The sequence below is a fragment of the Rhodococcus sp. MS16 genome (assembly GCF_013277795.1).
Lineage (GTDB): Bacteria > Actinomycetota > Actinomycetes > Mycobacteriales > Mycobacteriaceae > Rhodococcus_F > Rhodococcus_F globerula.
This window is the reverse complement of the sequence record NZ_VBTM01000004.1, coordinates 493,643-515,094: the sequence shown is the minus strand read 5'-3', so window position 1 is coordinate 515,094 and position 21,452 is coordinate 493,643. Positions and strand designations below refer to the sequence as shown.

General features: G+C 61.5%; 24 protein-coding genes. 16 read left to right on the top strand and 8 right to left on the bottom strand.

Annotation, left to right across the window (positions count from 1 at the left end; translation table 11 throughout):
• The first annotated feature begins 85 nt into the window (after nt 1–85).
• Nucleotides 86–814 carry an NUDIX domain-containing protein gene (locus FEZ60_RS11930; protein WP_033230933.1) on the top strand — a complete coding sequence of 243 codons (729 nt, stop codon included), beginning with the start codon at nt 86–88 and terminating at the stop codon, nt 812–814.
• 15 nt (nt 815–829) lie between these two features.
• Here FEZ60_RS11930 and FEZ60_RS11925 read toward each other — a convergent pair whose 3' ends face one another.
• The 3 genes from FEZ60_RS11925 to FEZ60_RS11915 form a co-directional block, all read right to left on the bottom strand.
• The gene (locus FEZ60_RS11925; RefSeq protein WP_045070198.1) at nt 830–1,162 is read right to left on the bottom strand and encodes an SDR family NAD(P)-dependent oxidoreductase; all 333 of its coding nucleotides are present in this window, start codon (nt 1,160–1,162) and stop codon (nt 830–832) included.
• Nucleotides 1,163–1,388: 226 nt separating this feature from the next.
• On the bottom strand, nt 1,389–2,702 hold the full coding sequence (locus FEZ60_RS11920; protein WP_202026048.1) for a DUF2252 domain-containing protein: 1,314 nt from the start codon (nt 2,700–2,702) through the stop codon (nt 1,389–1,391).
• Between the two features lie 110 nt (nt 2,703–2,812).
• On the bottom strand, nt 2,813–3,382 hold the full coding sequence (locus FEZ60_RS11915; protein ID WP_045070200.1) for a DUF2567 domain-containing protein: 570 nt from the start codon (nt 3,380–3,382) through the stop codon (nt 2,813–2,815).
• A gap of 121 nt (nt 3,383–3,503) precedes the next feature.
• Here FEZ60_RS11915 and FEZ60_RS11910 point away from each other — a divergent pair, with 121 nt between their 5' ends.
• On the top strand, nt 3,504–4,670 hold the full coding sequence (locus FEZ60_RS11910) for a TDT family transporter (protein ID WP_346343351.1): 1,167 nt from the start codon (nt 3,504–3,506) through the stop codon (nt 4,668–4,670).
• An 18-nt stretch (nt 4,671–4,688) separates the two neighbouring features.
• Here FEZ60_RS11910 and FEZ60_RS11905 read toward each other — a convergent pair whose 3' ends face one another.
• Nucleotides 4,689–4,913, bottom strand: a complete 225-nt coding sequence (locus FEZ60_RS11905; protein ID WP_033230937.1) for a hypothetical protein — start codon at nt 4,911–4,913, stop codon at nt 4,689–4,691.
• Nucleotides 4,910–5,938 (bottom strand): biotin synthase BioB, encoded by a 1,029-nt coding sequence (gene bioB, locus FEZ60_RS11900; protein WP_033230938.1) that lies wholly within the window; start codon nt 5,936–5,938, stop codon nt 4,910–4,912. The genes FEZ60_RS11905 and bioB overlap by 4 nt, the downstream gene beginning before the upstream one ends.
• Before the next feature lie 139 nt (nt 5,939–6,077).
• On the opposite strand from bioB, the gene FEZ60_RS11895 reads away from it, so the two are divergent.
• Nucleotides 6,078–6,716, top strand: coding sequence for a TetR/AcrR family transcriptional regulator C-terminal domain-containing protein (locus FEZ60_RS11895; protein ID WP_092800554.1), 639 nt, complete (start codon nt 6,078–6,080; stop codon nt 6,714–6,716).
• Here FEZ60_RS11895 and FEZ60_RS11890 read toward each other — a convergent pair.
• Complete coding sequence (locus FEZ60_RS11890) at nt 6,702–7,022, bottom strand: AzlD domain-containing protein (RefSeq protein WP_116101418.1); 321 nt, start codon at nt 7,020–7,022, stop codon at nt 6,702–6,704. The two genes, FEZ60_RS11895 and FEZ60_RS11890, sit on opposite strands and share 15 nt — an antisense overlap.
• Nucleotides 7,019–7,696, bottom strand: a complete 678-nt coding sequence (locus FEZ60_RS11885; RefSeq protein ID WP_202025939.1) for an AzlC family ABC transporter permease — start codon at nt 7,694–7,696, stop codon at nt 7,019–7,021. Before FEZ60_RS11885 ends, FEZ60_RS11890 begins: the two co-directional genes overlap by 4 nt.
• Nucleotides 7,697–7,760: 64 nt before the next feature.
• Between FEZ60_RS11885 and FEZ60_RS11880 the strand changes: the two genes are divergently transcribed.
• The 3 genes from FEZ60_RS11880 (at nt 7,761) to FEZ60_RS11870 (ending at nt 9,200) form a co-directional block, all read left to right on the top strand.
• Entirely contained in the window at nt 7,761–8,321 is a 561-nt protein-coding gene (locus FEZ60_RS11880) for an XRE family transcriptional regulator (protein WP_084703021.1), read from the top strand.
• 91 nt (nt 8,322–8,412) lie between these two features.
• A complete protein-coding gene (locus FEZ60_RS11875; protein ID WP_045070208.1) occupies nt 8,413–8,823 on the top strand; it encodes a VOC family protein in 411 nt (136 codons plus the stop codon).
• Entirely contained in the window at nt 8,820–9,200 is a 381-nt protein-coding gene (locus tag FEZ60_RS11870) for a VOC family protein (RefSeq protein WP_033230942.1), read from the top strand. The genes FEZ60_RS11875 and FEZ60_RS11870 overlap by 4 nt, the downstream gene beginning before the upstream one ends.
• Before the next feature lie 20 nt (nt 9,201–9,220).
• On the opposite strand, the gene FEZ60_RS11865 is transcribed toward FEZ60_RS11870, so the two are convergent.
• Nucleotides 9,221–9,379, bottom strand: coding sequence for a hypothetical protein (locus FEZ60_RS11865; protein ID WP_172936148.1), 159 nt, complete (start codon nt 9,377–9,379; stop codon nt 9,221–9,223).
• 704 nt (nt 9,380–10,083) lie between these two features.
• Between FEZ60_RS11865 and FEZ60_RS11860 the strand changes: the two genes are divergently transcribed.
• The 10 genes from FEZ60_RS11860 (at nt 10,084) to FEZ60_RS11815 (ending at nt 21,450) form a co-directional block, all read left to right on the top strand.
• Entirely contained in the window at nt 10,084–11,682 is a 1,599-nt protein-coding gene (locus FEZ60_RS11860; protein ID WP_242484548.1) for an SMP-30/gluconolactonase/LRE family protein, read from the top strand.
• A gap of 8 nt (nt 11,683–11,690) precedes the next feature.
• Nucleotides 11,691–12,551, top strand: a complete 861-nt coding sequence (locus FEZ60_RS11855) for an SDR family oxidoreductase (RefSeq protein WP_116101421.1) — start codon at nt 11,691–11,693, stop codon at nt 12,549–12,551.
• Between the two features lie 28 nt (nt 12,552–12,579).
• Entirely contained in the window at nt 12,580–13,956 is a 1,377-nt protein-coding gene (locus FEZ60_RS11850; RefSeq protein WP_116101423.1) for an aromatic ring-hydroxylating dioxygenase subunit alpha, read from the top strand.
• Nucleotides 13,957–14,000: 44 nt separating this feature from the next.
• Entirely contained in the window at nt 14,001–15,854 is a 1,854-nt protein-coding gene (locus FEZ60_RS11845; RefSeq protein ID WP_233365756.1) for an NAD(P)/FAD-dependent oxidoreductase, read from the top strand.
• Nucleotides 15,847–16,773: an SDR family NAD(P)-dependent oxidoreductase gene (locus FEZ60_RS11840; protein WP_116101424.1), complete on the top strand. Its 927-nt coding sequence runs from the start codon at nt 15,847–15,849 to the stop codon at nt 16,771–16,773. The genes FEZ60_RS11845 and FEZ60_RS11840 overlap by 8 nt, the downstream gene beginning before the upstream one ends.
• Complete coding sequence (locus tag FEZ60_RS11835) at nt 16,763–18,469, top strand: thiamine pyrophosphate-binding protein (RefSeq protein WP_116101426.1); 1,707 nt, start codon at nt 16,763–16,765, stop codon at nt 18,467–18,469. Before FEZ60_RS11840 ends, FEZ60_RS11835 begins: the two co-directional genes overlap by 11 nt.
• 69 nt (nt 18,470–18,538) lie before the next feature.
• On the top strand, nt 18,539–19,969 hold the full coding sequence (locus tag FEZ60_RS11830) for an aldehyde dehydrogenase family protein (RefSeq protein ID WP_172936147.1): 1,431 nt from the start codon (nt 18,539–18,541) through the stop codon (nt 19,967–19,969).
• Between the two features lie 13 nt (nt 19,970–19,982).
• On the top strand, nt 19,983–20,546 hold the full coding sequence (locus FEZ60_RS33115; protein WP_172936146.1) for an SDR family NAD(P)-dependent oxidoreductase: 564 nt from the start codon (nt 19,983–19,985) through the stop codon (nt 20,544–20,546).
• Between the two features lies 1 nt (nt 20,547).
• Nucleotides 20,548–20,877, top strand: coding sequence for a hypothetical protein (locus tag FEZ60_RS33110; protein WP_172936145.1), 330 nt, complete (start codon nt 20,548–20,550; stop codon nt 20,875–20,877).
• A 12-nt stretch (nt 20,878–20,889) separates the two neighbouring features.
• Nucleotides 20,890–21,450, top strand: a complete 561-nt coding sequence (locus tag FEZ60_RS11815) for a nuclear transport factor 2 family protein (RefSeq protein WP_033230949.1) — start codon at nt 20,890–20,892, stop codon at nt 21,448–21,450.
• Nucleotides 21,451–21,452: the final 2 nt, after the last annotated feature.

The following is a 21,452-nucleotide window of genomic DNA, read 5'->3' as shown; positions in this document are numbered from 1 at the left end:
TGAACCCAGGCTCATCACCCAGTTCAAATCCGAACGGGCTGGCCCGGATTTCCGTTATCGAGGTTTTCGACTTACGATCGAAAACGTGCCCAATAGTAACACCACCCACGAAGTGCTCACAGCGGTGTTCCAGGTTCGAGCCTTTCCCACTGACATCACCGCAGGTGACGGCGCTCACAGCACCGATGAACGTGAAGAACTTGCCGTCCTGCTGTGGCAGCGCGCGCTCGATCCACAGAAGGGCACATGGTCACTGCCCGGCGGCACCCTGCGTGACGACGAGGACCTCACCACGTCGGCTCGCAGACTCCTCGCCGACAAGGTCGATCTGCGTAAGGTCGCACATCTCGAACAACTGTCCGTTTTCAGCGATCCGCAGCGCGTTCCGGGTGGGCGCCGCATCGCGTCGACCTTCCTGGGACTGGTTCCCTTGAGCGCGGACCCTCAACTTCCGTCCGACACTGCGTGGCACCCGGTGTCGCAGCTGCCGGAGATGTCTTTCGACCACGGCACTGTTGTTCGGCACGCCCGCAACCGACTGGCCGCCAAGCTCTCCTACACGAACATCGGCTTCGGCCTGGCTCCAGACGAGTTCGCGATGTCGACTCTGCGTGAAATCTATTGCGCTGCACTTGGATATCAGGTGGATGCAACCAATCTGCATCGAGTCCTTTGCCGACGCGGTGTGCTCACAGCCACCGGAAACACGGCGCCGTCCGGGAAATCAGGTGGCCGTCCGCCGGCGCTCTACCGCTTCACCGACTCCACGCTGCGCGTGACGGACGAGTTTGCGGCTCTACGACCACCAAGCTGACTGCGAATATTACAGTCAGGCAACAGCATCGACATCACTTCTCATCATCCATGCTGCGGCGACGGTTCCGGTGGGATCGACCACGCGGTTGATCGTGCCGAAACGTGCACCCACCCGGTCGAGAATGCGATCCGCCTGCCAACGATCCGTCGGATCCGCGACAACCGCGAAGAACCGATGCGCCGGCTTGCCAGCCATGATCCGAACCAGTTCCGTAACGCTCCGAGCCGTCACTGCCACATTCCAGCCGGCAGCAAGGAACTCGGCGGCAACACGCGTTCCGTGATCGCGGCCGATATCGGTCACCAACACCACTCCCCGGTCGAGAACAACTGTGTGAGCACTCATTGCGGCATCTCCTTCGAGGAATCAATCACTGTGACTCCTATGTAAGCCCACAATCTTGTGCTGCCGTTGTGCTCATTCTGTGAGAACTCTGGGGATTCGGCCTAGGAAGGACGAATGATCGGTGGCATGGGGCTTTCGCTGACCAAAGCCACGGCAACGTCGTGTTTCGCAGCGAGTTCGCAAAATACCCGTTGAGCGTCCTCGGCCTGGCTCGCGCGGTCCACCATCACCAACCGGGAGCACGCGCCACCGATCCACGGGCAATCGCCGCAACCAACTGTGCGTGATCGCGCTCGTTCTGATCCGCGTACCGGCGCGCGAACTTCGCCAAAGCCACAACGGCTTTGTCCGACTGGCCGAGATATTCGGAGATCGCGCTCGCGTCACCGCTGCGGGCATGAGCACGAGCCAGCACTTCCCCACACGCACTTGCGAATTCGGCGAGGTACGGTCCGATGGTTGCGCCGTCGGGAATGACCTTCATGTCGCGGAATTGTCGAACGTAGAAATCCATGCCGCCAACACTGGTCCACCCGACGAACATGTCAGTCGCACTCTGAAGCATGCGTTGCCCTTGGACAACTCGCTCACCGCAGTTCGAGTATCTGCTCGGTTCGACGTTTCCCTCGTACACCGAGGGCCCGGCCTGCTTGATCTGGAGGAAAAGCGGATCGCCGGTCCGACGCTCTTCGAGAAGTGCAAGATAAACACGCATCCCGACGCTGCCGACACCCACCACTTGCCGCACCACGTCCGATGCCCGATATCGCGAGAGCAGACTCCAGATATGGTCCGGAACCGAAGTGCTGTAACCGGCCACGACCTCGGTGACAAGTTCGACCTGACTGTCGCCGACGTGGGTGCGGAACGGTGGCTCTTCACGGATAAGTCGCCGTCCGTCGACAATCTCCGTGAGCTTGCGTGACGCTCCCCGACTGGTTCGACTCTGAGCTTTGTTTTCGATCATTTTCCCGGCGCGCAGGGCAGTATCCGGGGTGAAGTAACCCAGTAGACGGTCGACGTCGATGCGGTCGTACCAGATGTCGATTTCGGGGGTTGCAGCGTAGGACTCGATCTTGTCTCGGTAGGCCCTCATTGCTGCCACCGTCGCCGCTTCTGCACGGTCCTCGGAAACTCCGTTCTCACGGGCGAGGACAACGATGCTTGCGGCGAGTCTCTTGACGTCCCACTCGAACGGGCCCGGAACGGTTTCGTCGAAGTCGCGGAGATCGAAGGACAAGTTGCGTTCCGGGGTGGCCCAGAGCCCGAAGTTCAGCACATGGGCATCTCCACACAACTGCACCCCGATGCCTGTGTTCGGCGCCGATCCGAGATCGGCGGCCATGACCGCGGCCGCGCCCCGGAAGTACGTCCACGGAGATGCCGCCATTCGGCCATGCCGGATGGGCAGCAAGTCCTGCGCCCGAATCGTGTTCTGCGCCAGTATCGTTGCGAGCGAATCGTGACCCCGCTCGGCGTCGTTCCACAGCGCTAGTTGCGAGCGGGTCACAACCTTGCGAGCAGACCTACCACCCAGCAACACCTCAGGAGTGGTTACTGTGGCGCGCGGACGGGCGATGTCAGCTTCGAATACAGGCACGCGCTGAGTATGAACGACAACGGACAATTAGGCGTCTGCTAGACCAACCGTCAGGACAATTCCTGCGTCGCGGGCTCCGACAACACATCAGCCTCGACGTCCGCGTCGTCCGCATGGTCGGCAACCCCGAGGTCGTCGTACGGGCTCAGTGCCACAAGAACCAATGTCGTGATGCACGCCGCCAACGGCTGAACGATCAGCACCAGCAACGTGCCGATGCCGGGCGCCCGCGCGATGATCTCCCCCACCGCCGGATTGTCGACGGACGGAAATCGCAACTTCGCGATGCCGGTGCCCACTGCAGCCATCAGTGCAGTACCGAGCACTGAACCGACGATCAACCCGCCGAGCGCGTACGGCCCTCGGCTGAGTCTCGCGAGCCACGCGGCCACCCCGGTGAGAACACCGAGAATCAGGGCAAGCAGGAAAAAGATCGCGACCGCATCGAACTGATGAAGACTCTCCCCGGTCAGCGCAATTCCGCGGCCCTCGGCGACAACCAACAGATGCTCGGCCGGCACCAGGAACGCCCACAGCACTCCGATCAGCGCGCTGACCGCTGCCGTTGAGCAACCGATGAGAAGGGCAGTGCGTAGTCGAGTCCGCCGAAGAGAAATCACATTGTGTGACGCTACCTTCCCCCGTCCATCAGTCGAGAACCTCTCGGAATCAGTGCCGGCGCCGCTACGCTGACCTGACGCACCATTTCATATCAATTGGCGCCCTGAGCGAGGAGCAATCGTGGTTGCACCGCACCAGCCGTGGTTACTTTCCTCACTGCAATCGCCCGGGCAGATCCTCGGCAATCTCGGGCCGAACTGGTTCGCGTCCGTCATGGGCACCGGAATTGTCGCGACGGCAGCAGCAACACTCCCCGTGCAAGTTCGGGGTCAGCAAGTGTTTGCACAGGTGATGTGGACACTCGCCGCGATTTTGCTCGTGGTTCTCGTCGTCGCAGTGGTGGCGCATTGGGTACGCCATCCGACGGTGGCTCGCAGCCATGCACACAACCCACAGATGGCGCATTTCTACGGCGCCGCACCGATGGCATTTCTGACAGTGGGAGCCGGAGCGCTATTGGTCGGAAAGTCTCTCATCGGGGAACGCGCTGCTGTCGGCCTCGACGCGGCACTGTGGACGATGGGAACCATCGGCGGACTATTTACCGCAATGACCATCCCTTATCTGATGTTCACTCAGCACAAGGTCGAAGCGGACGCGGCCTTCGGCGGGTGGCTGATGCCCGTCGTTCCGCCCATGGTCTCCGCCGCGACCGGCGCGCTGCTCATCCCCCATATGCCGCCCGGCACCGGACGCACGACGATGCTCTACGGCTGTTACGCCATGTTCGGCCTGTCGTTGTTCGCGTCGTTCATCATCATCACGATGGTGTGGAGTCGCCTCGCCCACTTCGGCACCTCCGGAACCGCTCGTGTGCCGACTCTGTGGATCGTCCTGGGTCCGCTGGGCCAGTCCATCACCGCGGTCGGCCTGCTCGGAGCGAACGCGCATCTTGCCGTTTCACCGCAGTTGGCATCGGGGATGGGAATCTTTTCGATCCTGTTCGGAGTTCCCGTGTGGGGATTCGCGGTGTTGTGGATCGGATTGGCCACAGCGCTGACAGTCCGGACCGCACGCCAGGGAATGCCGTTTGCCCTGACGTGGTGGAGTTTGACTTTTCCGATCGGAACATTTGTCACTGGCACAACACAATTGGCGTTGCATACCGAATTGCCGGCTTTCCGATACGCCGCTGCCATCGCCTACGTCGGGCTATTGGGCACGTGGTGCCTGGTGGCAGTCCGAACTGCCCGCGGCAGCCTTCGCGGAAATCTGTTCCTGCCGCCTCCGACGACTGGGGCGATCAAGGCACACAAATTCCCACCGGTGACAACGCCTCCGACGTGAGTTGCCACCTGCCGCGCGCTACCTGAGCTTTGCGTCGATCGAGTCGACCACTCCGTGACGTGAGCACTTTGCCCACCACCCGTCTGGGCTGATTTGCACGATCATGCGCCGACCGCAGTGCTCGCAGAACCGAGGTGGTTCGAGTCCGAGCGACGCAGCGGCCGGCGTCGGGTCTTCGACGCCCTCGACGAGTCGACGCCCGGTGTACGGGTTGTATCGCTCGTCCGTGACCGACTCGGTCACAGCGTGTCGTTCAGGGCTTTGATCGGCATCTGCAGATCGATGAGCAAATCGAGGTCACTTTCGGCTGGACGGCCGAGCGTCGTGAGGTAGTTACCGACGATGACGGCATTGATGCCGCCGAGGATTCCCTGCTTGGCACCAAGGTCACCGAGCGTGATCTCACGCCCACCGGCAAAACGCAGGATGGTGCGCGGCAATGCGAGGCGGAATGCCGCCACGGACTTCAGCGCCTCGCTTGCGGGAAGGACCTCGAGATCGCCGAACGGCGTTCCCGGACGCGGATTGAGGAAGTTGAGCGGGACCTCGTCTGGCTCCAGTTCAGCGAGGTTCGCGGCAAATTCCGCTCGCTGCTCCAACGTCTCGCCCATTCCCAGAATTCCGCCACAGCACACTTCCATGCCCGCTTCGCGAACCATGCGCAACGTGTTCCACCGCTCGTCCCACGTGTGAGTGGTGACCACGTTCGGGAAATGCGATTTCGAGGTTTCCAGGTTGTGGTTGTACCGGTGCACTCCCATCGCGGCGAGTTGATCAACCTGCTCCTGCGTCAGCATGCCGAGCGAGCAGGCGATCTGAATGTCGACCTCATTGCGGATCGCTTCGATTCCGGCCGCGACCTGCGCCAGCAACTTCGCGTCCGGCCCACGGACGGCGGCAACGATGCAGAATTCCGTGGCACCCGATTTGGCCGTCTGCTTGGCAGCCTCCACCAGGCTGGGAATATCGAGCCACGCCGCACGCACGGGAGATTGGAAAAGCCCGGACTGCGAGCAGAAATGGCAGTCCTCGGGGCAACCGCCGGTCTTGAGGCTGATGATGCCTTCGACCTCGACTTCGGGCCCACACCATTTCATACGCACATCGTGGGCGAGGGCCAGCAGGTCCTCCAGGCGTTCGTCGCCCAATCGAAGTACGTCGAGCACCTGGCTTTCGCTCAGGCCTTCGCCGCGTTCGAGGACCTGCTCGCGGGCGAGGTCGAGGATGTCGATCGAAGCGGGCGCCGTGCTTACCGAGGTCGGAGTCACCGGGAGTCTCCTTCAAGACTGGAAAATTGAACACCGTACAAGTTGAACGGTGTTCACGTTAGAGACGAGGTGGAATACTGTCAAAGGCAAGCTCCGATGAGGCCATCGGTTCGATCCACAGAAAACGAGGGGCAAACACGTGCAGTTGCGACGCGGAGACGTTCTGGACGGCGCTATGGCGATCCTCGACGAATTCGGCCTGGCCGACCTCACGATGCGCAGACTCGCCACGTCTCTCGGCGTTCAGCCCGGCGCCCTGTACTGGCATTTCCCGAACAAGCAGACTTTGCTCGGCGCGGTGGTCGACAAGATCCTCGAGGGCGTGGACACCCCGATCGACGCCGAGAGCTGGGAAGAATCCTATTCCGAACTGGCACACAGACTTAGGTCCGCTCTGCTGGCGCACCGCGACGGCGCCGAGTTGGTGAGCGCCACCTTCGCGTCACGGATGACGACAAGCGAGGTGCGCGAGAACTTCGTGACTGCCGGACTCACGTCAGGCCTGTCACGGGAACATGCCGAACTCGCAGCCTACGCAGTCCTGTACTACGTCCTCGGGCATACCGTCGACGAACAGTCTCGCGCCCAAATGGAAGAATTCGGCGCCTTGACCAGGGCTCCCATCTCCCCCGACGCCCCGGAGATCATCGGCGGCGGATCCGACGACGATCTCCTCGCCGGCGATCCCACCGTCCGCTTCCAGTTCGGCCTCGACCTGTTCATCGACGGAATACGCGCACGATTGACAAACCCGCACGCTGCGCTACGCAATTCCTGACAACCGCAGCAGTGCGGTGACGCCCGCCGCGACGAACACCACCGCAACCAGTGGAGCTTTGAACCACGCAGCAATCGCGCCGGCGCTCACGCCGGCGACACGTGCGGGCCCACCAAAATCGTTGCCGTCGAACAGCATCGACGTCAGCGCTACGGCAACCAGCAGACACACAATACTGCGATCGAGCGACGCAAGCGCCCCAGCGGACAGTGCAACCCGAGCCCGGAGCAGAACTCCACTGACCCTCAAGGCATAAGTGCCACAGGCAAATACGACGATCGCAACACTCACGCCCAGTGCGCTCATCGGGCGTTCTCCCGAAACGGGAGGACAGCAGCCATCCCCAACAAGGCCACAAGTGGGGCCATTCCCGATGGCAAGAAGGTCGAAGTGCCCACCGCTACAACCGCGCCGACGGACGCCGCAATCAACGTGAGTCTCTCCTTCAATGCCGGCAACACCAGCGCGAGAATCACGACCGGAAACGCGGCGTCCAGTCCGAGCGTCGCCGGATCACGGACCACCGAGCCGAGAATTCCGCCCGTCAACGCACCGAGCGGCCAGCAGATCGCGATTCCGATTCCGCACAGCCAGAAGGCCGCTCGCTTTCGCGCGAGAGTGGAGTGAGCGGTGGCAATCGCCACGGATTCGTCATTGACCAGATGCGCGCCCACTACTCGCCGCCAGCCTTGGCCGAGGAATGAGCCGACAGATAATCCGTAGGCAAAATTTCGTGAATTGATCAGCAACCCGGCAAGAACCGCCGCGACCGGACTTCCGCCGACGGCAATGATCCCGATGAACAGAAACTCCGACGATGCCCCGAGCACCAGGATCGCAAGCACAAATAGTTGCCAGAGCGAGAATCCGGCAGACCCGGCAGTGACGCCGTAGGACACCCCCACCACGGCCACAGACGCGCAAATCAACGCGGCCACCCGGACAGTGTCACGATCAAGTGTTCGCCATAGAGAACGCATGTATTCTATGTTGAACGAACTGACACCGTTCGTCAAGGCGAACGAATGATCGGAGCATCGAACAATGGTGAGTGGGGACAGCACACCTCAGCAACTGGTTGCGCGTGCGCTCAAACGAGAGCGCACCCGAGCCGGACTGAGCATCTCCGAAGTCGCACGACGGGCCGACATCGCCAAATCGACACTCTCACAACTCGAATCCGGCCTGGGAAACCCCAGCCTGGAAACGTTGTGGGCTCTCGGAAACGCGCTGGGCGTTCCGTTCGCGCAACTCGTCGACTCCCCCTCGCACCCTGTCCAGTTGATTCGCGCCGGTGACGGCCCGGCCATTGGGTCTGCAAACGCGTCGTACATTGCGACGCTTCTGGCTCCCAGCCCGCCGAATGCCCGCCGCGACCTCTACCGGATAGTCGCCGAGCCGGGAGAACCGCGCATCTCCACGCCACATGCACGCGGAACCACCGAACACGTTGTCATCGGTCATGGTCGAGCCGAAGTCGGACCGACTACCGACCCCGTCGAACTGGGTCCGGGTGACTACCTCTCCTACCCCGGCGACGAAGAACATATCTTCCGAGCGCTCGAACCCGGCACGACGGCAATCCTGGTGTCCGAACATATCTGAGTATCGTGCGATGACTTTTGCGGAAGTGGGCAGTCTATAAATCTAGGCAGTCCTTCTCGACTCGCCCGTACGGCTACCAGTAGGAGGAAGCATGTCCGGATCCAGCATCGGGAGCATTTTGCTCTCCAGCACCAACCCAGATCGGCTGCGCGACTGGTATGCGCAGGCATTTGCGCCGAAAGTCGACCGAACACCCGGAGAACCCGGCTACGACGTCCTCGACTTCAACGGTTTCTACGTGATGATCGACAAACGCGACGACATCGGCGACACCAACAAAGAACCCGGCCGAATGTTCCTCAATATCGAGACCGACGATGCGCGCGCAATTGCGAAGCGGATCGATGCGCTCGACGGAGCCTGGTTCGCCCCGCTCGAAGACCGCGGCGGCAGTTGGTTTGCCACTGCGATCGATCCCGATGGCAACTACATCCAGATTATCGAGTTCAGCGAGGCAGCCCGAGCAGAGATGGAGTCGACCATGAGTGAGGACAAGAAATGAGCGCACTCGGAAGCACAAAGGCCATCAGCGGATTCTCTGTCGACGACATTGACGCGGCCAAGAAATTCTATGGCGAAACCCTTGGATTGAAGGTCACAGACGAGGAAATGGGAATTATCCGCCTGCACCTAGCAGGTGGGACCGAAATACTCGTCTATCCCAAGCCGAATCACGAACCCGCGTCGTACACGATCCTGAATTTCCTCGTGGACGATATCGACAGTGCGGTCGACGAACTGACCGGCCGCGGAGTGGAGTTCGTCAAATACGACGGCTTCCCGCAGGAGGAAAACGGCATCATGCGAGGCAACGGCCCCGATATCGCCTGGTTTACCGACCCGGCCGGAAACGTGATCTCCGTCCTGAAAGAATCCTGACCCGTCTCGGCGCCGAAAAACTACCCGCTGAACAGTTGCGACTGGCGCTGTTCAGCGGTGTCGGCGTTGGAACGTTCCGCCACAGATGCGGTGCGTTCGGACGCCAATTCCTCTGCAGTTTTTTCGATCTCGGCCGGCTCCGTCGCACTGGAGTCGGAGAACAAATTCGATTCGTACATTTGCCACCCTTGTGATTTTCACCCGCCGCGATTTTCACCCTATTGCCGTAGAAACGGCACCTATCCGGAACGGATGACTCAGCGGTTCATCCACCAGTCTTGCACGCCATCGCGTTACCGGAATAAACGGTATCCATGGTTGCGTCCAGAGGAGCGTGGAAAGTGATCGCAGAGCGGGCCAACCACGCACGAATCGTGGATGCCTTCGCAGATGTAGGCAATGCAGTGACCGCATCGCGTGACGCCGAGGCCGGCCCAAAGGTAGTCGCGCGCTAACCCGCCTTCGGGCAGATCAGCACCTGGACTTACGGTCGCGATCATGCCTCCGCCTGGCATATCGCCGAAGTGTGCCGGATTGATCGAAGGTCAGGGCGAACGAAAGTCGCTGTCCACCAAGGACAGTCAAACCCCTTGCCCGCCGGCCAGCAGCGCCGGACTCACAGCGAACAAACCGCCGTACTGCACATACGCACATGGCGGTCATCAGTACTGCCCACGATCAGTGCTGCGTCAAAACCGGAAATCAGACACACATATAGCGAGAATCGTACTTCCATCCTCCTAAGGATTGCAATACTTGAAATGCTTAGGGTTCCGTGATTAGCTCACGATCAACGAAGAGTGGCGCACGTCACGACCCAATCGGTCAGTCGAGGCCCGTCTACTCACCCCCAAAAATCTCTCCTCACCACAGGAGGCACTCCTTGACACAGGCGGCCCGCTACACCAGCCCAGCGCAATTCACCCTCGCCGAGGGCTGGAATCTCACCCGGCTCACTCCCCCGAGCAGGCTGTTCGGCGCAAACGGACTCCGCACCGGACCGGACGGCCGCGTCTACGTGGCACAGGTGGCAGGCAGCCAGATCAGCGCGCTCGACATCAACACCGGCAACCTCGAGACCATCAGCGCCATGGGCAGCGACATCGTTGCGCCCGACGACGTCGCCTTCGATCCCACCGGTGACCTGTACATCACCGAGTACTACGACGGCCGGGTCAGCGTGCGCGAATCAAGCGGCAGCACGCGGCTTTTGCGCGACGACCTCCCCGGAGTCAACGGAATCACGTTCCACCAGGGGCGACTGTTCGTCAACGAGTGCCGCATCGGTGGCCGGTTGATGGAACTGAGCCTCGACGGCGGCGCGCCCCGGATACTTCTCGAAAACCTCCCGATGCCCAACGGCATGGAGGTCGGTCCCGACGGCAAGCTGTACTACCCGGTGCTCGGGACCAACGAAATCTGGCGCATCGACCCCGACGGCAACGGTGAACCCGAACGCGTCGCAGCAGATCTCGGCGTCCCGGACGCAGTCAAGTTCGACTCCGAGGGCTTCATCGTCTCCACCCAGGTGGCGTCGGGCGAAGTGCTGCGGATCAATCCCCGCAACGGCGATCGAACCGTACTGGCAAGCCTCAATCCCGGACTCGACAACCTCACCTTCGTAGGTGATCGACTGTTCGTATCGAGTTTCACCGGCCAGATCACGGAGATCCTCGATGGTGGCCGAACCCGCACCGCCTTGGCCGACGGTTTGACTTGGCCCCTGGATTTGACCGTTGGCCCGGACGGCACGTTGTACATCGCCGATGGCACCTTCTTGCTCGCACTCGAACCGAGCGGCGAACTCCGCACTCTCGGAATGCTTTTCAGCCCAGGATACCCCGGTTACATCCGCGGAATGACGGCCGTCGGCGACGGCGAATTCATCGTCGCGGGCAACGGAACCGTTTCGCGCTACAACGCCGTCAGCGCTGAAAGTGAGGTCCTCGCCGAAGGACTCGACCAACTCTACGGTGTCGCGGTCTCCGCGAACGGAACCATCGCGGTTGCCGACCTGGGAGCAGGCAAAGTTGTTGCCGTCGGGTCGAGCGGGCAGGTTGAAGAATTGGCCTCGGGACTGCACGACCCGATGGGCGTGGCCTTCACCGCGGACGGTACCTGTCTGGTCTCCGAAGCCGGCGCCGGACGAATCGTCGCGATCAACGGCTCCAGCGTCGACACGATCGTCGACGGACTCGAGAACCCGCAGGGAATTCTTGTTCGGGGCGGCGTGCTCTACATCGTCGATGTCGGAACAAAAGCCCTGATTAGCTTCGATCTGTCGACCAAGATTCAGCAGCGAGTTGCCGGCAATCTGCCGGTGGGCGCACCCGAGGGTGTCACCCCCAAGCCGCTGCTGGGACTAGCGCCGTTCTCCGGTCCTCAGGGCCCGTTCGCCGGCATCGCGGCCGGACCGGACGGAACAATCTACGTCTCCGCAGATGCAGAGGGCAGCGTCCTGGCACTACGCAAGGCAGTGTGAGCCGCGCCATGAGCAACAGCCAAGTTGGCGACAGCTTTGTCGGTCTGGACGGACGCATCGTAGTTGTCTCGGGCGCAGCAGGCGGCGGGATCGGCACGTCGGTAACGAGCATGCTTGCCCGCGCCGGAGCAACCGTGATCGCCGTGAGCCGTTCCAAGGAAAACCTCGACACCCACATCGCACCACTTATCGCGCAGGGTCTTTCGATCATCCCACTGGCGGCCGATGCGTCCACCGACGACGGTATTGCCATCGTGCGGGAGCAGATTCGACGCACCGACGGCAAACTGCACGGATTGGTCAACGTCGCCGGCGGCGCTGCCCCTGCAACCTGGATGCCGTCCACTCGCGTCACCCGAGCGGACTGGCGCGAATTGTTCACGGCAAATCTCGAAACGATGTTCTTCATGAGCCAGATGGTCGCGTCGGAATTGAAGGCCCAGAGCCGTCCCGGTTCCATCGTGTCGATCTCGTCGATCAGCGGAATGAACACCGCGCCTTTTCATATCGGTTACGGCAGCGCAAAAGCCGCCTTGGTCGCGGCAACCCGCACGATGGCCGTGGAACTCGCCGAAGTCGGTATTCGAGTGAACGCCATCGCTCCCGGCGTGACCGCCACCCCTGCGTCTTCCACCTACGTCGACGACGATCCCGAGCGTGATCGCCGCGCCATCACGATGGGTCGACGCGGCCGCCCCGAGGAGCAAGCCGGTGCAATTCTCTTCCTGCTGTCGGATCTCTCGACCTACATCACCGGACAGACATTGCTCGTGGATGGCGGACTGAATCTCAAGTGGACGCACATGGGCCCAGATCACACGTCACTTTTTCTCAAGGACGAATCGTTTCGCGCCGCGATAACGCACTGACACAGAACCGATGTGAAGAGGAGACACCATGACCGACACTGCCGAGAACATTCCGGAATCGACTGTAACCGAGTCACATTCCACACCACTCACCATCGGTGTGGATGCATACATTTCGCAGACGTATGCCCGCGCCGAGGGCGACAAGCTGTGGTCGAAAGTGTGGCAGCAGGTCGGTCGGGTGGAGGAAATTCCCAAGGTCGGCGACTTCCTCACCTACGAAATTCTCGATGACTCGGTCATCATCGTGCGCTCGACCCCGGACACGATCAGTGCCTATCACAACGTCTGCTCCCACCGCGGTCGCCGACTCGTCGACACGCCGCCCGGTGCCCACGAAGCCCGCGGCCAGGCAAGGCAATTCATCTGCGGGTTTCACGGCTGGCGGTACGACCTCGACGGCAAGAACACCTTCGCCGCCGAACGTCAGGACTGGCCGTGTGGGTTGACCGAGGAATCAACGAAGCTGCGTGGTGTCACCGTGGACACCTGGGGTGGATGGATCTGGATCAACATGGATCCGGGCTGCGAACCTCTGCGTGACTATCTCGAGCCCGCGGCTTCACTTCTCGATCATTTCCACCTCGAGAACATGCGGTACCGCTGGCGCAAATGGCTTGTCTTCGACTGCAACTGGAAAGTTGCGCTCGAAGCGTTCATGGAGACCTACCATGTTCCGTACACCCACCCGGAGTTCATGAACTTCGGGAATTTTCTCGGTTGGTCCCGCGCCCAAGGTAAGCACAGCAACATCGGCTACGACGCACCGAAGGGCATGGAAGAAAACCAGGCAAAACTGCGCATCGGCAGCGGCGCGGACCCCCGTAAGTCGACCATCGAAATGCAGAACTTCACGTGGGAAAATGCAAACACCAATACAACTCGGACCCTCGTCGATGCGGCCCAGCGACTGATCGACGAACTCCCCGAGGGCACCCCATCGGATCAGGTTCTGCGTCACTGGCTGGATTCGGCCAGGCGCGACGACGAAGCGCGTGGCGTGATCTGGCCGACCGTCGACCCACAGGTTGTCGCCGCAAGTGGCACAGCGTGGCAGATCTTCCCGAACTTCCAAATCGGGCACGCCCTGAACAACATGCTCTGCTACAGCGCCCGGCCATACGGCGACGATCCGAACAAGTGCATCTTCGAGGCCGCTGTCTACGAACTCTTCCCCGCCGGCGAGGAACCGGAAACCGAATGGGAGTTCACCCCGCCGGAGGATCCGGCCTGGCGAACCGTCCTGCCACAGGACTTCGTGAACATGGCTGCGGTCCAGAAAGGTATGAAGTCGCAAGGCTTTTCAGGGCCGAAACCCAACCCGTACCGCGAACGCAGCATCGTCAACCTCCACCACAACCTAGCCACGTACATGGGTACCGGTGCGCCGGTGGATTTCGCCTAACTCCTCACATCGTGTACTGACTTGCTCTGACGAAAGAAGATCCGATGACCGCACCGACCCAAGCCACGGCCATGACGCCTTGCGCGCCCACACACACTCCCGAAGTCGACATCGACGCTCTCCGGGCGAAGTACCTCCTCGAACGCGACAAGCGTGTTCGTCCCGAAGGTCAGCAGCAGTACGTGGAGGCCGCCGACGAATTCGCGGGTTTCTACGAGAGCGATCCGCACCTGCCCGTCGAACCGCGCGAGCCCATCACCGACGACATCGAGGTCGTAGTCCTCGGCGGTGGATTCTGCGGCCTCATTGCCGCGCACCGCCTTCAGCAGGCGGGCGTCACAGACTTCAAGATCGTCGAACTCGGTGGCGACTTCGGCGGCGTCTGGTACTGGAACCGCTACCCGGGAATCCAGATCGACTCGGACGCCTACTGTTACCTCCCGCTGCTCGAGGAAACCGGCTACATGCCGAAGGAGCGGTTCTCGCACGGCGACGAGTGCTTCGAGCACGCTCAGCGCATCGGTAAGCACTTCGGGTTCTACGACAATGCGATCTTCCATACCTTGATCCGCTCGCTGGAATGGGACGAGGAGATCAATCGCTGGCAGATCCGTACCAATCGCGGCGACGAGATCCGTGCTCGTTTTGTCGTCATGGCACAGGGCCCATACAACCGGCCGAAGCTTCCGGGTATCCCCGGGATCACGGACTTCAAGGGACACACATTCCACACGGCTCGCTGGGATTACGACTACACCGGCGGCGACCTGCACGGCGGGCTGGACAAGATCGCCGACAAACGAATCGCCGTCATCGGCACCGGATCGAGTGGTATTCAGGCGATCCCTCACCTGGCAAAAGGCGCGAAGCACCTGACCGTCTTCCAGCGGACACCGTCGTACATCTTCGAGCGAGCCAACTACCCGACCGATCCTCAATGGGTGAACAGTCTAGAGCCAGGTTGGCGGGCAGCACGTCAGCGCAACTTCCACAATGCCGCCTTTGCCTTCTACTCCCCCGGCGAGCCGGATCTCATTTGCGACGGCTGGACCGAAGTGTCGCGCAACATGGCCGCGAAACTGACCGAAACCAACGGCTGGGCTGCGCTCGCCGATCCGGTGAAGTTCATGGAACTCAAGGAGATCGAGGACTACCGATCGATGGAGCGACTCCGCCGACGGATCGAGGAGATCGTCGACGACTCGGACACCGCGGAACTACTGAAGCCGTACTACCGCAACATGTGCAAGCGTCCCGTCTTCAACGACGACTATCTCCCGACCTTCAATCGCCCGAACGTCACTCTGATCGATGTGTCGGAAACCAAAGGCGTGGAACGGATCACCGAGAAGGGCGTCATGGTCGACGGCGTCGAGCTCGAGTTCGACGCGATCGTGTTCGCGAGTGGGTTCGAGATCACCACCGCGCTCGACCGCCAGTTCGACATCGCGCCGTTTGCCGGTCGCGACGGAACCTCCCTCTACGACCACTGGGGCAAGGGATTCCGCACCCTGCACGGTGTCATGGCGCACGGCTTCCCCAACCACTTCGCCACCGGCTTCGTTCAAGGCGGAGTCACCGCATCGACAACGCTGATGTTCGAGCAGCAGGCCGACCATATCGCGTACATCATCAAAGAGGCTCAGGCGCGCGGAGCCACGCATGTCGAACCCACCGCGGCAGCCGAAGAAGGCTGGATCCAGACCATCCGGGCCCACTCGATCGACAACAGCACGTTCACGTCGGAATGCACCCCCGGCTATTACAACAGCGAAGGCGAGCCGAACGGGCGCTCATTCCTCGGCGACCCGTTCTGGGGCGGTTTCTACGAACTGGGCGAAATCCTTCAAACCTGGCGGGACACGGGCACATTGGAAGGCCTGAAACTCGATGTCTGAGGCCCGCTTCGACGGTCGTGTTGCCGTCATTACCGGCGCCGGCAGAGGAATCGGACGTGAGTACGCACTACTACTCGCATCCAAGGGGGCCAAAGTGGTCGTCAACGATCCCGGTGTCGGGATCAGCGGTGAGAATACAGATAGCGGAGTCGCCAGTGCGGTCGTCGCGGAGATCACTGCTGCCGGCGGCGATGCAGTCGCGAGCAATGCGTCCGTAGCAACCGCACCGGGCGGCCAGGCGATCGTCAACGCGGCCATCGAGCACTACGGACGTATCGACATCCTCATCCACAACGCCGGAAACAATCGCTACGCACCGCTGACGGAGATGACGTACGAGGATTTCGACGCAGTTCTCGACGTTCACCTCCGCGGCGCATTTCACGTACTGCGGCCGGCATTCCCGCTGATGTGCGACGCCGGATACGGCCGGATCGTGCTGACCTCGTCGATCGGCGGTCTGTACGGAAACAACCGCATCGCGAACTACGCGGCGTCCAAGGCCGGCATCATCGGACTGTCCAACGTGGCAGCAATCGAGGGTGCCGACCACGGCGTCTTGTCCAACGTCGTCATTCCCGCAGCGATCACGCGGTTGGCCGACGGGATCGACACGTCGTCGTACCCGCCCATGGGACCGGAACTCACGGCCCCGACGGCCGCCTGGCTGGCTCACGAATCCTGTTCCGTCACCGGCGAAATGCTGGTGACAATCGGCGGCCGCGTTGCTCGGGCATTCATCGCCGAAACCCCCGGGGTGTACCAACCATCATGGTCGATCGAGGAGGTTGGAAGGCAGATCGACGCCATCCGCGACATCCGCGATCCGTGGATCCTGCCTGTCGTCCCGTCAGCTCACGTCGACCACATCACCAAGAGTTTTGCGATAGCCATGGAGGGCAACGCACATGTCAGTTAAGGTTTACGAACGCATTTTGCAACTCTTCGAAGCCGAGGGCATCAACACGATTTTCGGAATCCCCGACCCGAACTTCGTGCACATGTTCCACCTCGCCGAGGAACGCGGATGGAATGTGGTTGCGCCGCACCATGAAGAGTCGGCCGGATTCATGGCTGAGGCCGTATCGCGCATGACCGGCAAGGCCGCGGTGTGTATCGGTACCCTTGGCCCCGGCGTCGCAAACCTGGCCGGCGCCATGATGTGCGCCAAAGTCGAGAACTCACCGGTGATCTTCCTCGGCGGCCAGCGCGCCCGCATCACCGAACAGCGCGTTCGACGTGGGCGCATTCAATTCGTCAAACAGGCAAACCTCTTCGAAGCATCCGTAAAATACAGTGCCAGTATCGAATACGCCGATCAGACGGACGAAATTATCCGCGAAGGACTGCGGAAAGCGCTGTCCGGCACCCCTGGACCCGTGTACATCGAATACCCCTCCCACATCATCCAGGAAGAGCTGGACGTGCCAGACCCGTTGCCCCCCAATGCGTATCGCATGGTCGGACAGACTGCGGGCCCAGACTTCGTTGCCGAAGCGGTGAAATTGATCCAAGCGGCCCAGCAACCCATTCTGCTCATCGGGCACGGAGTCCACACCTCCCGCGCCGGCGAATCCGTCAAGGCACTCGCAGATGCCATGGCCTGCCCTGTCATTCAGACCTCAGGGGGCACCTCCTTCATCGAAGGACTCGAGAACCGCACCTTTCCATACGGCTTCTCCTCCGCCGCAGTCGACGCCGTGGTGAAATCCGACCTGTGCCTGGCAATCGGCACCGAACTCGGAGAGCCGGTCCACTACGGCCGGGGCCGGCACTGGATCGCAAACGAAGCGAACCGGAAATGGATCCTCGTCGAACAGGATCCGGAGGCGATCGGCGTCAACCGCAGGATCGACGTGCCCCTCGTCGGCGATCTCCGCGCGATTGTTCCCCAACTCTCCGACGCGCTGTGGGATGCACCGCGCACGGCGACCCCCGAGCTCGACGGCTGGATCACACAGGATGCGACGCAGCTGGCGGAACTTGCCGAAACCGCGCCGTCCGGTATGTCTCCGGTGCATCCCGCTCGTCTGATTGTCGAGGCGACCAAGGATTTCCCGAGCGACGGCATCATGGTCCGAGACGGCGGCGCCACCACTATCTTCGGCTGGACGTACTCACAGGCAAAACCCCACGACGTGATGTGGAATCAGAACTTCGGCCACCTCGGCACCGGGCTCCCGTATGCCGTCGGCGCCGGTGTAGCTGACGGCGGCCAACGTCCCATCATGTTGATCACCGGCGACTCGTCGTTCCAATTCCATATCGCAGAACTGGAAACCGCTGCGCGACTCAACCTGCCGCTGGTCTGCGTAGTTGCCGTCGACTACGCGTGGGGACTCGAGGTGGGTGTCTACAAACGCACCTACGGCCAGGGATCACTCGAGACCGGTGTTCACTGGAGCACAGATACGCGGCTCGACAAGGTTGCCGAAGGCTTCGGCTGCTACGGGGAGTACGTCGACCGCGACGAGGATATCGCGCCGGCGATCAAGCGCGCCTACGCCAGCGGTAAGCCGGGCGTCATCCACGTTGCCGTCGACCCCGAGGCGAATTCCGAGGAAATGCCGAGCTACGACGAGTTCCGAACGTGGTACGCAGAAGGCACTCAGTGAACATTCCAGCTCGCATCATGCCCGGCTCGACGAGTACTCACGAACACTGCGAAAGGGACCAGAACAGTCATGCGTGAATATCTGAAGTTCTACATCGGCGGACAATGGGTCGATCCAGCGGAGTCCAGCACACTGGAGGTCGTCAATCCTGCGACCGAGAAGGTCTGCGGCACAGTAGCATCAGGATCACCGGCAGACGTCGACCGCGCCGTTGCGGCAGCACGCGACGCGTTCTCGAGTTGGTCTGCAACCAGCCGTGAGGAACGACTCACGATTCTGCGAAACATTCTCACCGAGTATCAGAACCGGATGGGCGACCTCGCTGCAGCTCTGACGGAGGAGATGGGCGCACCGAACGCGCTGGCCAACGGTTTCCAGGTGAACCTTGGTGCCGGTCATCTCACCACCGCGATCGATGCACTCGAGAACTTCATCTTCGAGGAGCAGCGGGGCGATTCACTGATCGTCAAAGAACCGATCGGAGTCTGCGGATTGATCACCCCGTGGAACTGGCCGATCAGCCTCATTGCCGTGAAAGTCTTCCCCGCACTGGCAACTGGTTGCACCATGGTGCTCAAACCTTCGGAGAAGTCACCGTTCACCGGCCAGATCTTCACCGAAATCCTCGACGCTGCAGGAGTTCCCGCCGGCGTGTTCAACCTCGTCCAGGGCGACGGACCCACTGTCGGGGCAGCACTGTCCGCACACCCGGGCGTCGACATGATCTCGTTCACCGGCTCCACCCGCGCCGGCATCGACATCGCCACCAACGCCGCACCCGGCGTCAAGCGAGTCTCGCAGGAGCTCGGCGGCAAGAGCCCCAACATCATCCTCGACGACGGCGACTTCGCCGAGAACGTCGCAAAGGGTGTGGCAACCATGATGATGAACTCCGGGCAGACGTGCAGCGCACCATCACGCATGCTTGTGCCCAATTCCCGGATGGCAGAAGCCATCAGCGCCGCGCAAGAGGCAGCATCACAGGTGACCGTGGGTGATCCGGGCGGCGATTCTGCAATCGGCCCCGTAGTGTCCGAGGCCCAGTTCGAGAAGATCCAGTCCCTGATCGACAAGGGGATCGGCGAAGGTGCGACGCTGGTTGCGGGCGGCCTCGGACGTCCGGACGACTTGCCGACGGGCTACTACGTCCGCCCCACCGTTTTTGCCGACGTCACCAACAACATGACCATCGCCCGCGAGGAAATCTTCGGACCGGTTCTCACGATTCTCGGCTACGACAACATCGACGACGCCATCGACATCGCAAACGACACCGAGTACGGCCTCGCCGGATTTGTTGCCGGCGCGGACCTCGAGCAAGCTCGCGCCGTCGCTCGACGGATCCGCGCCGGGTCCGTCGCCATCAATGACGGATTCGACTTCGCCGCACCGTTCGGCGGCTACAAGAAGAGCGGCAACGGACGTGAGTGGGGCGGATTCGGTTTCCACGACTACCTGGAGATCAAGGGCATACTCGGCTACACCGCTGACGCTTCCTGAAATAGCACGGGAGATGAGTTCTCTGTCGGGCAAAGTTGCTGTGGTCACGGGCGCCAGTCGCGGTATCGGGAAAGGAATCGCGCTGGCGCTCGCAGACCAGGGCGCCGTCGTCTACGTCACGGGACGCACGGTTCTCGCTGGGTCGAATCCTCTACCCGGCACGATCGCAGAGACAGCAGCTGAGTGTACGCGGCGCGGCGGCAAGGGCGTTGCCGTCGCAGTGGACCACGCCGACGACGCACAGGTTGCCGCCCTGTTCCAGCAGGTACGAGACGAGCAAAGCCGATTGGACATTCTTGTCAACAACGCATTCTCCTTGCCCGAAGACCTGACCGACCCACAGTCCTTCTGGGAGAAACCGCTCTCCCATTGGGAAATGGTGGATGTCGGCGTCCGCTCGAACTTCGTAGCAGCTTGGCATGCCGCCAAGATCATGACACCGCACAAGTCCGGCCTCATAGTGGCCGTCTCCGGATACACCGGCGTCACTTACACCTACAACGTCATCTTCGGCACGGCGAAGTCTGCGGTGGACCGGGATGGCACGAGATATGGCCATCGAGCTGAAACCGCATAACGTGACGTCCCTTTCGCTCTGGCAGGGCCTCACCTTCACCGAACGCGCGCAGCGAAACCTGGCGAATGTCCCTGGCTTGGATGGCCGGGCTGCTACTCGGCCGGAGGACGGCTGCACCCCGGAATTCCCGGGTCGCGTCATCGCAGCTCTCGCCGTCGACACAAATCTCGCGACACGCTCGGGCGGCACCTTCATCACCGCCGAACTTGCCCACGAATACGGAATCAAAGACGTTGACGGCAAGGTCGTTCCGTCGCTGCGCTCGTCGCGCGGCGCGCCCATCTGGTCTCCGATCTTCAGTGATCGTGATCAACACATCTCACGTAATTGACCGGAGGACTTCATGACTACATCTGCCACCTCGGATCGGCTAGCCGCCCTCGACGTTATGGTCGATCGTCAGGAGATCCACGACGCGTTGACCAGATTCAGCCGTGGCATGGATCGCTTCGACCGCGATATCTTCCTCTCCGCCTTCCACGACGACGCCACAATTGCGGCGGGGAACTTTGTCGGTGGACCGATCGATCTCTACCAGTGGGCCAGAGCGACCCATGAACTGGGCCAGGTGTCGACGCATCACAACCTGCTGAACCACACCTGCGACATCGACGGCGACACGGCACACACCGAGACGTACTACCTATTCGTCGGACGTAATCACGACGACACCAATTGGATCGCAGGCGGCCGGTACATCGACCGCGTCGAACGCCGTGACGGACAATGGAGAATCGCGCTGCGCACCAATGTAATCGAGTGGTCCGGCATCGTTCCGACAATGGGCATACCCTTCGCCGACGTTCCTGACATTCACGTCAACGGCGCCCCGTCGCGCAGCACAACAGACCCGTCGTACCAACGACCACTGACGAACATGCGGAATCCGCATGTCCCCGACTGATC

Coding starts and splice junctions, on each gene's coding strand:
- FEZ60_RS11925 (WP_045070198.1), bottom strand. CDS start 1,162: ATGAGTGCTCACACAGTTGTTCTCGACCGGGGAGTGGTGTTGGTGACC.
- FEZ60_RS11890 (WP_116101418.1), bottom strand. CDS start 7,022: ATGAGCGCACTGGGCGTGAGTGTTGCGATCGTCGTATTTGCCTGTGGC.
- FEZ60_RS11885 (WP_202025939.1), bottom strand. CDS start 7,696: ATGCGTTCTCTATGGCGAACACTTGATCGTGACACTGTCCGGGTGGCC.
- FEZ60_RS11880 (WP_084703021.1), top strand. CDS start 7,761: ATGGTGAGTGGGGACAGCACACCTCAGCAACTGGTTGCGCGTGCGCTC.
- FEZ60_RS11875 (WP_045070208.1), top strand. CDS start 8,413: ATGTCCGGATCCAGCATCGGGAGCATTTTGCTCTCCAGCACCAACCCA.
- FEZ60_RS11870 (WP_033230942.1), top strand. CDS start 8,820: ATGAGCGCACTCGGAAGCACAAAGGCCATCAGCGGATTCTCTGTCGAC.
- FEZ60_RS11865 (WP_172936148.1), bottom strand. CDS start 9,379: ATGTACGAATCGAATTTGTTCTCCGACTCCAGTGCGACGGAGCCGGCC.
- FEZ60_RS11855 (WP_116101421.1), top strand. CDS start 11,691: ATGAGCAACAGCCAAGTTGGCGACAGCTTTGTCGGTCTGGACGGACGC.
- FEZ60_RS11850 (WP_116101423.1), top strand. CDS start 12,580: ATGACCGACACTGCCGAGAACATTCCGGAATCGACTGTAACCGAGTCA.
- FEZ60_RS11845 (WP_233365756.1), top strand. CDS start 14,001: ATGACCGCACCGACCCAAGCCACGGCCATGACGCCTTGCGCGCCCACA.
- FEZ60_RS11840 (WP_116101424.1), top strand. CDS start 15,847: ATGTCTGAGGCCCGCTTCGACGGTCGTGTTGCCGTCATTACCGGCGCC.
- FEZ60_RS11835 (WP_116101426.1), top strand. CDS start 16,763: ATGTCAGTTAAGGTTTACGAACGCATTTTGCAACTCTTCGAAGCCGAG.
- FEZ60_RS11830 (WP_172936147.1), top strand. CDS start 18,539: ATGCGTGAATATCTGAAGTTCTACATCGGCGGACAATGGGTCGATCCA.
- FEZ60_RS33115 (WP_172936146.1), top strand. CDS start 19,983: ATGAGTTCTCTGTCGGGCAAAGTTGCTGTGGTCACGGGCGCCAGTCGC.
- FEZ60_RS11815 (WP_033230949.1), top strand. CDS start 20,890: ATGACTACATCTGCCACCTCGGATCGGCTAGCCGCCCTCGACGTTATG.